We start from the raw sequence: 10,356 nt of genomic DNA on the forward strand, positions 1-10,356 counted from the left end.
TCCGGCTGCGTAACGTGCGAATTGGAGGGCTTGTTCCTGGATCTTCGGGAGAAAGCCGGGACCCGCCGGGGCGGCGGAGGTGCCCCGGCGGGGTGGCCCGCCCGATGATCGTGCCGCCTTCCCGGTCTCCCGGGGAGGGGGCGGCCGGGAATACCGGCGCGCTCAGGGACCTCAGACGGCGCGGGTCAGGCCTCCGTCGACGCGGATGTTCTGCCCGGTGATGTATCCGGCTCCCTCGGAGGCGAGGAAGGCGATGGTCGCGGCGATCTCCCGGCTCGTGCCGTAGCGCTGCATCGGCACGCTGGCGCGGCGTTCCTCCGTCGCGGGAAGGCTGTCGATCCAGCCCGGCAGCACGTTGTTCATGCGCACGTTGTCGGCCGCATGGGTGTCCGCGAAGATCTTCGTGAACGACGCGAGGCCCGCCCGGAACACGGCCGAGGTCGGGAACATGGCGCTCGGTTCGAACGCCCAGGCGGTGGAGACGTTGATGATCGCGCCGGACTTCTGCCGCTGCATGATGGGCGCCACGAGGCGCGTCGGGCGGATCACGTTCATCAGGTAGACGTCGAGCCCGGTGTGCCATTGCTCGTCCGTGAGCTCGAGCACCGGGGCCCTGGGACCGTGCCCCGCGCTGTTGACCAGCACGTCGATGCGCCCCCAGCGCTCCATCGCCCCGTCGACCAGGCGCTTCAGGTCGTCGTTCGACTGGTTCGAGCCCGTGATCCCGAACCCGCCGAGATCCCCGGCCAGCGCCTCGCCCTTCCCGGACGAGGACAGGACGGCGATCTTGAAGCCGTCCTGGGCCAGCCTGCGCGCCGCCTCCGCGCCCATGCCGCTGCCGCCTGCGGTGACGAGCGCGACCTTTTCTACTGCCATGCCTCTTGCTCCTGCCGGATGTTCCGGAAGCGGCAGGCGGCCCGCCTGCGCTCCCCGGCATTATCATGGCGCCGGACCGCGCGATGGACTAAGCAGTTCTTCGACGTCGTGGGTGTAGGAATTCTACTGGGATGGCGGGGAAACGCGTCAGGCTGCCCTCGTTGAACGGACTGCGGGCCTTCGAGGCTTCGGCGCGTCACCTGAATTTCCGCCTGGCCGCGGAAGAGCTCGGCGTGACGCAGGGCGCCGTCGCGCAGCAGGTCCGCGGGCTCGAGGCGGATCTCGGGATCAGGCTGTTCGACCGCCTGCCGCGGTCCCTCGCCCTGACCGCTACGGGGCGCGCCTATGTCGCCAATATCCGGCGCGCCTTCGAGCTGATCTCGGAGGCCACGGCGACCCTGAGGCCCCGGCCGTCGCAGGTGACGATCAGCGTGACGCCGACCTTCGCGTCGAAATGGCTGATCCCGCGGCTGCCGGAGTTCTCGAGGGAGCACCCGGCCCTGGAGCTCCGGATCGTCGCCAGCGAGGGGCTGGCGGATTTCCGCTCCGACGGCGTCGACGTCGCCGTGCGCCAGGGCCATCCGCCCTTCGGTCCCGGCCTGGCGGTCGACCCGCTCTTCGAGCACGAGGTCGTGGCGGTGTGCAGCCCGTCCCTGATCCGCGACCGGGGGCGGCCGTTGACGGCCGATGACCTGGGCGACCTCGTCCTGCTGCATGACGCGCATGACCTCTGGCCCCAGTTCGTCGACCACGTCCTGGGAACCGATCGCTTCCCGTCCGGGAGGGGGCAGCGCTTCAGCCAGACGCTGCTCGCCATCGACGCGGCGGTCGCGGGGCAGGGGCTTGCCGTCGCGAGCCGCTTCCTGGTCGAGCAGGACCTGGAGGCCGGACGGCTCGTACTCGCCTTCGACGGCTCGATGCGGGGCGGCACGGACTTCTACGTCGTCGCACCGCGCAAGCCGCGGGACCCCGCCGCGACCGCATCCGTGAGGGCTTGGCTCCTGGATCGGCGATCCAGGTAGGGGGCGGCCGGGCCTGCCCGGCCGCCCCACCTGTTCCCTCAGGCCCGTTCCGTCAGACCGACGGCCCGCCGCTCGTCTCGGTGGAGTTGAAGACGGCCTGGAGGAACAGGCCGATCAGGACCACGAAGAAGGCCAGCGCCGCGAGCTTGGTCTGGGCGACGAGCAGCACCGCCGTGGCGATCGCCAGGACGGACAGTTTCACGATCGTTGCGTTCATGGAAAAGGGCTCCCCGCGGCCGGCCGGGCGGGCTCGCCGTCCCGGCGTCGCGGCCGCGTCTGTGATGTCGGGTGTCGTGGTGGCGGGAGCGGGGCGGCGCTCAGGCAGGCGGCGTCCCGCTGGGGAGCCCGGAAGGAGGACCGGTCGGGAACCGCGGCGTGGCGTGCCCGGCGCCGGGGGCATGGCCGGCATCGGGCGTCGCCGCCCGGACCGGGGCCGGCGCCGGCATTGCCGGGCCGGCGACGGGGTGGGCGTACCGGCCGTCGTCCGGCGTGCCGGGCGGCAGGGCGCGCGGGTTGCGCTCGGCGAGCCTGACCGCCACCGCCCGTTCCGTCGCCTGGCCGGAGGAAAGCTCCGGCTGCGCCGGGCCGTCCGTCCGCCCGGCCCCTGCCGTCGACGCGCCGACGGCCGCCATCACCGCGAGCAGCAGCGGCAGCAGCCTCATGCGCAGGGCGGGCAGGTCGAGGGTCAAGCGATCGGGTCCGTGGCCGGGCCGGCAGGGCCGGCATCGTTCCCGGAGATGGGCTCGCGCCGGGCCGTCCGCAAGCGGTGCCGATGACGCCACCGCCTTGCCTCCGGCGATGGGGCCGCACACATCATGGGGATTCGGATGGCCGGGCGCGTTCCGCGGGTTCCAACCCCGGCCGTCCGGTGGCACCATTGAGGCGGGTTCGTGACAATCCGCTTGTCAATGGTTTCGTTTGAAACGATACTAATCGGACGCACCGTTTCGTCGTGCGGTCGGGCTGCGCAAGCTCGTGTCCGCGCGAAGCAGGAGCACGGAGGGAGCCGTTCCATGAAGAACTACATCTCGTTCCCCAGGATCGAGGGGACGACCTCGCGCCAGGCCCATGCCGACCTGCCGCCGGGCACTTACGAGCGGGAGCTGGGCAAGGAGGGCTTCTTCGGGCCCGCCACGCACATGTACCACAAGCATCCGCCGACGGGCTGGACCGACTGGGAAGGGCCGCTGCGCCCCCGCGCCTTCGACCTGACGCGGCTGGAGGGCGCCCAGGCCTCCCCCTGGGACGCGGCGGAGATCCTCTACAACGCCTCGGTGCGGATGCGCCTGTGGCGCGCACCCCGGCGCATGGACCATCTCGTGCGCAACGGCGACGGCGACGAGCTGCTGTTCGTCCACACCGGGCGCGGCGACCTCTATTGCGACTACGGCCATCTGGCGTTCCGCGCCGGCGACTACGTCGTGCTGCCGCGCGGGACGATGTGGCGGCTCGAATGCGCCGAACCGGTGACGGCCCTGCTGATCGAGGCGACGGGCTCCACCTACAAGCTGCCGGACAAGGGCATGCTCGGCCCGCATGCGATCTTCGACCCGGCGATCCTCGACGTCCCCGCCATCGACGACGCCTTCCGGGCGCAGCAGACCGAGGACGAGTGGAAGGTCCGCATCAAGCGGCGCAACGCCATCTCGACGGTGACCTATCCGTTCAACCCGCTCGACGCCACGGGCTGGAAGGGCGACCTGACGGCGGTGCGCGTCAACGTCGAGGACATCCGGCCGCTGATGAGCCACCGCTACCATCTGCCGCCGTCGGCCCACACGACCTTCGTCGCCGACCGCTTCGTCGTCTGCACCTTCGCGCCGCGGCCGTTCGAGAGCGATCCGGGCGCCCTCAAGGTGCCGTTCTACCACAACAACGACGACTACGACGAAGTGCTGTTCTACCACGCCGGCGACTTCTTCTCGCGCGACAACATCCATCCCGGCATGGTCACCTTCCATCCCTGCGGCTTCACCCACGGCCCGCACCCGAAGGCGCTGCAGGCGGCGTTCACGCCGCGCAAGCCCGCCACGGACGAGTACGCGGTGATGGTCGACACCCGCGACGCGCTGGAGATCGGCCAGGGTGCCGCGTCGGTGGAGCGCGGCGACTACGTCGAGAGCTGGAAGCCGCCGGTAGCCAAGGCGGCCGAGTAACAAGAACCGGATAAGAAGAAGGGGACAGGCTGGGAATGAAGCTCGCTTCGCTGAAGGAGGGGGGGCGCGACGGCACGCTGGTCGTCGTGTCCCGCGACCTGTCGCGCGCCGTCCGGGTGCCGGACGTCGCCCGCACCCTGCAGGACGCGCTGGACCGCTGGGACGAGACCCGGGGCCCGCTCGCCCGCGTCCAGGACGACCTGGAGGCGGGGCGGGCCGCGGACGCGTTCGCGTTCGACCCCGCGGCCTGCGCCTCGCCGCTACCGCGCGCCTACCAGTGGGCCGACGGCTCGGCCTACGTCACCCATGTCGAGCTGGTGCGCAAGGCGCGCGGCGCGCAGATGCCGCCGAGCTTCTGGACCGACCCGCTGATGTACCAGGGCGGCTCCGACCGGTTCGTCGGCCCCCGCGACCCGATCGAGGCGATCGACGAGAGCCACGGCATCGACCTCGAGGCGGAGGTGGCGGTGGTGACCGGCGACGTCCCGATGGCGGTGACGCCCGAGGACGCCGCCCGCCACATCCGGCTGGTGATGCTGGTCAACGACGTCTCGCTGCGCGGGCTGATCCCGAACGAGCTGGCGAAGGGCTTCGGCTTTTTCCAGAGCAAGCCCGCCAGCGCCTTCTCGCCGGTCGCGGTGACGCCGGACGAGCTCGGCCCGGCCTGGCGCGACAACAAGGTGCACCTGCCGCTGCTCAGCGCGATCAACGGCGAGCCCTTCGGCCGGCCGGACGCCGGCGTCGACATGACCTTCGACTTCGCGCGGCTCATCGCCCATGCCGCCCAGACGCGCCATCTCGGCGCCGGCGCCATCATCGGCTCGGGCACGGTCGCCAATTCCGACCCCTCGGTCGGCTCCTCCTGCCTCGCCGAGCGGCGCATGCGCGAGACGATCGAGTTCGGCGAGCCGCGCACGCCGTTCCTGCGCTTCGGCGACCGCGTCCGGATCGAGATGCTGGACGGGAACGGCGCCAGCATCTTCGGCGCGATCGAGCAGCAGGTCGTCCGCTACCAGCCCTGACACCCGTTCCGGAGGATACGACATGGCGAAGGCTTTCGCCTCCCAGGCCGATCTCGAAGAGAAGAAGACGAAGTTCGAGGAACTCGCGGACGGGGTCTACTGCCTCACCGCCGAGGGCGACCCCAACTCGGGCGTGATCGTCGGCGACGACGGCGTCATGGTGATCGACGCGCGCGCCACCCCGGCGATGGCGCAGGAACTGGTCGGCCACATCCGCACCGTCACCGACAAGCCGGTCCGGCATGTCGTCCTGACCCATTACCACGCCGTGCGCGTGCTCGGCGCGTCCGGCTACGGCGCCGACACGATCATCGCGAGCGACGCGACCTACGACCTGATCGTGGAGCGCGGCGAGCAGGACATGGCGTCGGAGATCCAGCGCTTCCCGCGCCTGTTCAAGGCGGTCGAGACCGTGCCCGGCCTGACCTGGCCCTCGATCGTGTTCCACGATCGCCTCGTCGTGTGGATGGGCAAGCGCGAGGTGCACATCGTCCATGCCGGGCGCGGCCACACCAAGGGCGACAGCGTCGTGTGGCTGCCGAAGGAGAAGGTGATGTTCTCCGGCGACCTCGTCGAGTTCGGCGCCACGCCCTATTGCGGCGACGCCTATTTCACGGACTGGCCGGGCACGCTGGACGGGCTGTCGTCCTACGGCGCGCAGGCGATGGTCCCCGGCCGGGGCGAGGCGCTGCGCAGCCCGGGCGACGTCGAGACCGGCCTGAAGGAGACCCGCGGCTTCCTGACCGACGTCACCGCCGTCGTCAAGGTGGGGGTCGAGGCCGGCCACTCGCTGAAGCAGGTCTACGCGACGGCGATGGAGAAGCTGGAGCCGCGCTACGGCAAGTGGGTGATCTTCCAGCACTGCATGCCGTTCAACGTGACGCGCTGCTACGACGAGATGAGCGGCACCCGCGACCCCCGCATCTGGACCGCCGAGCGCGACGTCCAGATGTGGAAGGACCTGAACGACTGAGCCGGGGCGCACGGCGATGGAAGCTGCCGGGCGCACGCTCCTGGAGTATCGCCCGCCGCCCGAGCTGTCGGGCGGCGGGCAGGGGGGCGGGCAGGGGCGCCGGCCCGTGGTCGTCGTCGGCGGCGGGCCGGTCGGCCTCGCCGCCGCGATCGACCTGGGGCTGCACGGCGTCCCGGTGCTCCTCATCGACGAGGACGACACCGTCTCCACCGGCAGCCGGGCGATCTGCTGGTCCAAGCGGACGCTGGAGATCTTCGGCCGGCTGGGCGTGGCCGGCCGCATGGTCGCGAAGGGCATCACCTGGAACCTGGGCAAGGTCTTCCACCGCGACGACCTCGTCTATTCCTTCAACCTGCTGCCCGAGGCCGGCCACGCGATGCCGGCCTTCATCAATCTCCAGCAATACTACGTCGAGGAATACCTGATCGACCGCGCGGCCGCCGGCCTGCCGGGAGTGGAGCTGCGCTGGAAGAACCGCCTCGTCGGCCTGGAGCGGCGCGGCGACGCCGTCCTGCTCGAGGTCGAGACGCCGGACGGCCGCTACCGGATCGAGGCCGACTGGGTGCTGGCCGCCGACGGCGCCCGCAGCCCGACGCGCAAGCTGCTCGGCCTCGCCTTCGAGGGGAAGGTGTTCGAGGACCGCTTCCTGATCGCCGACGTCCGCATGAAGGCCGGTTTCCCGACCGAGCGCTGGTTCTGGTTCGACCCACCCTTCCATCCCGGGGGGAGCGCGCTGCTGCACCGCCAGGCCGACGACGTCTGGCGCATCGACCTGCAGCTCGGCTGGCAGGCGGACCCGGAGGAGGAGAGGCGGCCCGAGCGCGTCCTGCCCCGCCTGAAGGCGATGCTGGGCGAGGACGCGGAGTTCGAGCTGGAATGGGTCAGCGTCTACACCTTCCAGTGCCGCCGGCTGGCGCGTTTCCGGCACGGCCGCGTGCTGTTCGTGGGCGACAGCGCGCACCAGGTCTCGCCCTTCGGTGCCCGCGGCGGCAACAGCGGCATCCAGGACGCCGACAACCTCGCCTGGAAGCTGGCCGCGGTGATCCGCGGCGAGGCGCCCGACGCGCTGCTCGACACCTATGACGAGGAGCGCGTCCACGGCTGCGACGAGAACATCATGAACTCCACCCGCAGCACCGACTTCATCACTCCCAAGGGGCCGGGCAGCAAGGCCCTGCGCGACGCCGTGCTGTCGCTGGCCGGCAGCCGCGACTTCGCGCGCCGCCTCGTCAACAGCGGCCGCCTCTCGGTGCCGTGCTCGCTGGCCGGCCTGTCGCTCCAGACGCCGGACGCGGACGAATGGGACGGCGGGGCGGCACCCGGCACCCCTTGCCCCGACGCCCCGGTCGCGGCCCCCGACGGGACCGCGGCATGGCTGCTGGACGCGCTCGGCGGCACCTTCCGCCTGATGGTCTTCGCCGAAACCGCACGCGACCTGCCCGAAGGACTGCCTGCCGGCATCACCCTGCTCGCGGTCGTCCCCGACACGTCCGCCGCCGCCGGCATGCCCGCGGGCGTGCCTGTCCTGGTCGACCGCGACGGCCTGGCGCGCGTCCGCTACGCCGGCCGCCCGGGCTCGGCCCACCTGATCCGCCCCGACCAGCACGTCGCCGCCCGCTGGGCGCGCTTCGACGCATCCCGCCTGCGCGCGGCGCTCGCCCGCGCCACCGGAACCGTCGCTGAAGGAGCCGTGGCATGAGCACGCCGACCCCCGACGACCTCTACGAGCACCTCGTCCGCCTCCACGACGGCCTGGACACAGAGGCCAGCCTGTTCGTGAGCCAGCGCCTGATCCTGCTCCTGTGCGAGCGCATCGGCGACCCCGACGCGGTGCGCGACCTGATCGCGGAGGCTCGGCGGGGGGTGGAACTGCTGCCCCCGCCAGCCAAGCCGTGAGGGAGGCCGGACCAGCGTCGTCCTCTCCCTCGGCGCCGGATATCCTGCGAATGACGTGACGCCTTGCGTTCCGGGCCATTTGAGCCTATGTTTTGTCTCAAATGAGCTTTGGAGGCTGCCATGTCGCAAGCTGGGCTTCTGGACGTCGCGGATGTGCTCGGTATCGGTGCCGACGAGAAAAAGCCGGTCACGCCTCTTCGAATGGTGTCCATCCTGGAAGAAGGACTGCCCGTCAAATCTCTCGAGCGGGTCTCGGGGTTCGTGGCGCCTTCCGATACCTCCTTCAAGCATCGCATCGTTCCGCGCGCTACCTTGAACCGACGCAAGCTGGGTGAACGCCTCACGACCGAAGAAAGCAACCGCGTCGAGCGGGTGGCGCGCGTATGGGCTTTGGCCGTGGAGGTTTGGAAATCCGCTGAGAATGCCAGAGCCTTTCTATGGCGCGAGCATCCATTGCTCGATCTGCGACGGCCGATCGATATCGTCATGGCCAATGATTTCGGGGCGAAGCTCGTCGAGGATATCCTGGGGCGCCTGAAACACGGGACCGCTGCATAATGCCTCGGACGCTCGACCGGGTATTGCGCAGCTATCGCATCGGCGACCCGCACGGCAAATACCCGATCTACGATGCCACCGGCTCGACCATGAACCCGGGCCGGTGGAACACCACGACAAGCCCCGTACTCTATACGAGCGAGCATTACTCCACAGCTTTGCTCGAGAAGCTCGTCCATGGCAGTGGAATGTTGCCGCCCGACCAGCACTATATCGAGATCACCATTCCCAACGGTGTTTCCTACGAAGTGGTGACGCCGCACACGCTGCCGAGCTGGGACGACGCGTCCTGCACCGCCTCCCGGCAATTCGGTGAGGCATGGCAGACGGAAAGGCGCTCCTTGCTGCTGTTCGTGCCGAGTGTCGTCGCACGCACCGACACGAACATCCTGATCAATCCTGATCATCCGGAGTTCCCAAAGATCACCCATGGGCTCGACATACCCGTGCCCTGGGACGCACGCCTGTTTTCAAGCCCGGGAGCTCCTCTCCCCAGGAGCGGCACGCGCCGGGGTACGTGAGCGACGTTTATCGGGTGTGGTGTTCGGGCACTCGGCCCGTGGAGCCCACTTCCGGCTTCCTTGTGCCACCCGGCAGAATAAGTTAGTAATTATGTCGACTGACATAAAGGGATCATCATGCCCCGGGTCCTCCCAACGACGATCGGCGAGCCGGTGACGGGGGAGATCACGCAGGCCGAAGCGGCGGCGATGCTGCGGGCCGCCTTCAACCTGTTCAAGCTGTGGCGGGTGAGCGACGCGCAGGCCAGGGTGCTGCTCGGCCAGCCGAGCCCGTCGACCTTCTATCGCTGGAAGCGCGGCGACATCGGCATCGTGCCCCACGACACGGTATGGCGCCTCGGCGACCTGATGGGCATCCACAAGGCCTTGCGGCACATGTTCATGGAGCCCGAGCGGGCCTATGCCTGGGTATCCAGGCCGAACGAGGCCTTCGGCGGCCGGTCGGCGCTCGACCGCATGCTGGCCGGCGCGCCCAGCGACATCACGGCCGTGCGCGGCTACCTGGACGCCGAGCGGGGCGGCTGGTGAGGAAGCCGCGGCGCGCCGGGATCGACTGGCGCGTCGGCCACCGCATCGTCCGGACCATCTACCCGCCCGTCTGGCTGTTCGAGGACATCGCCGACCCGGCCGACTGGGACCTGATCGCCGGCGCCGAAGCCAAGACCAATCCCCGCGTGCGCGACCAGATCGGCGACATCAGCCTGGTACCGGCGGCCCGGCGCCTGGCGGGACCGGGCGCCAGCCTCGCCATGGGGGCCTTCACCCATGTCTCGCGCGACCGGCCCGGCCGCTTCTCCGACGGCAGCTACGGCGTCTGGTACTGCGGCGACCGCTTCGAGGTGGCGCTGATGGAGACCGTCCATCACTTCGAGCGGTTCATGCGCCGCACCGCGGAGCCGGCCGCCGACGCGCAGTTCCGCGAGTTGACGGCCCGCGTCGCCGGTTCGCTGCACGACCTGCGGGACGGCGGCTGGCAGGACTGCCTGCATCCCGACGACTGGGCTCCGGCGCAGGTCCTGGCCGCCTCCTTGCGGGCCGCGGGAAGCGACGGCATCGTCTATCCCAGCGTGCGCTGGCCGGCGGGCCAAGCCGCGGCGCTGTTCTGGCCCGACCTGATCCGCCTGCCGATCACCCAGGCCCGGACGCTCCAGTACCATTGGGACGGCGCGCGCGTGAGCCGGTACTTCGTGATCGGAGGCAGCGACTGGTATGCGCTGCCGGATCCCTGAACGGGGCGACCAGCGGCCCCCTCAGCCGTCGCCGCCGATCTCCGACAGCAGCGCCGGTTCCTGTTCCCGTCCTCGGAATATTCTACGGCGGCCGGAACTACGA

Annotated in this window: 13 protein-coding genes; 10 read left to right on the forward strand and 3 right to left on the reverse strand. The window is 70.3% G+C overall.

Annotation, left to right across the window (positions count from 1 at the left end; genetic code table 11):
• Positions 1-171: 171 nt before the first annotated feature.
• Positions 172-876: an SDR family oxidoreductase gene (locus VGO20_RS00395; RefSeq protein ID WP_327500290.1), complete on the reverse strand. Its 705-nt coding sequence runs from the start codon at positions 874-876 to the stop codon at positions 172-174.
• A gap of 131 nt (positions 877-1,007) precedes the next feature.
• On the opposite strand from VGO20_RS00395, the gene gcvA reads away from it, so the two are divergent.
• Complete coding sequence (gcvA, locus tag VGO20_RS00400; protein WP_327500291.1) at positions 1,008-1,898, forward strand: transcriptional regulator GcvA; 891 nt, start codon at positions 1,008-1,010, stop codon at positions 1,896-1,898.
• 52 nt (positions 1,899-1,950) lie between these two features.
• Here the strand turns inward: gcvA and VGO20_RS00405 are convergent, their stop codons facing one another.
• On the reverse strand, positions 1,951-2,115 hold the full coding sequence (locus VGO20_RS00405) for a hypothetical protein (RefSeq protein WP_327500292.1): 165 nt from the start codon (positions 2,113-2,115) through the stop codon (positions 1,951-1,953).
• 100 nt (positions 2,116-2,215) lie between these two features.
• Positions 2,216-2,587: a hypothetical protein gene (locus tag VGO20_RS00410; protein WP_327500293.1), complete on the reverse strand. Its 372-nt coding sequence runs from the start codon at positions 2,585-2,587 to the stop codon at positions 2,216-2,218.
• Between the two features lie 324 nt (positions 2,588-2,911).
• Between VGO20_RS00410 and VGO20_RS00415 the strand changes: the two genes are divergently transcribed.
• The 9 genes from VGO20_RS00415 (at position 2,912) to VGO20_RS00455 (ending at position 10,253) form a co-directional block, all read left to right on the forward strand.
• A complete protein-coding gene (locus VGO20_RS00415) occupies positions 2,912-4,054 on the forward strand; it encodes a homogentisate 1,2-dioxygenase (protein ID WP_327500294.1) in 1,143 nt (380 codons plus the stop codon).
• 35 nt (positions 4,055-4,089) lie between these two features.
• Positions 4,090-5,076 carry a fumarylacetoacetate hydrolase family protein gene (locus tag VGO20_RS00420; protein WP_327500295.1) on the forward strand — a complete coding sequence of 329 codons (987 nt, stop codon included), beginning with the start codon at positions 4,090-4,092 and terminating at the stop codon, positions 5,074-5,076.
• Between the two features lie 22 nt (positions 5,077-5,098).
• The gene (locus VGO20_RS00425; RefSeq protein ID WP_327500296.1) at positions 5,099-6,049 is read left to right on the forward strand and encodes an MBL fold metallo-hydrolase; all 951 of its coding nucleotides are present in this window, start codon (positions 5,099-5,101) and stop codon (positions 6,047-6,049) included.
• Positions 6,050-6,065: 16 nt separating this feature from the next.
• Positions 6,066-7,748, forward strand: a complete 1,683-nt coding sequence (locus VGO20_RS00430; protein ID WP_327500297.1) for an FAD-dependent oxidoreductase — start codon at positions 6,066-6,068, stop codon at positions 7,746-7,748.
• Complete coding sequence (locus VGO20_RS00435) at positions 7,745-7,945, forward strand: DUF2783 domain-containing protein (protein WP_327500298.1); 201 nt, start codon at positions 7,745-7,747, stop codon at positions 7,943-7,945. Before VGO20_RS00430 ends, VGO20_RS00435 begins: the two co-directional genes overlap by 4 nt.
• Before the next feature lie 120 nt (positions 7,946-8,065).
• Positions 8,066-8,503, forward strand: a complete 438-nt coding sequence (locus VGO20_RS00440) for an antitoxin Xre-like helix-turn-helix domain-containing protein (protein ID WP_327500299.1) — start codon at positions 8,066-8,068, stop codon at positions 8,501-8,503.
• Positions 8,503-9,024, forward strand: a complete 522-nt coding sequence (locus VGO20_RS00445; protein ID WP_327500300.1) for an RES family NAD+ phosphorylase — start codon at positions 8,503-8,505, stop codon at positions 9,022-9,024. Before VGO20_RS00440 ends, VGO20_RS00445 begins: the two co-directional genes overlap by 1 nt.
• Positions 9,025-9,141: 117 nt before the next feature.
• A complete protein-coding gene (locus VGO20_RS00450; RefSeq protein ID WP_327500301.1) occupies positions 9,142-9,552 on the forward strand; it encodes an MbcA/ParS/Xre antitoxin family protein in 411 nt (136 codons plus the stop codon).
• Entirely contained in the window at positions 9,549-10,253 is a 705-nt protein-coding gene (locus VGO20_RS00455) for an RES family NAD+ phosphorylase (RefSeq protein WP_327500302.1), read from the forward strand. Before VGO20_RS00450 ends, VGO20_RS00455 begins: the two co-directional genes overlap by 4 nt.
• The last annotated feature ends 103 nt before the right edge of the window (positions 10,254-10,356 follow it).

It is taken from the genome of Arenibaculum sp. (assembly GCF_035998295.1).
Classification (GTDB): domain Bacteria; phylum Pseudomonadota; class Alphaproteobacteria; order Azospirillales; family Azospirillaceae; genus DASYHS01.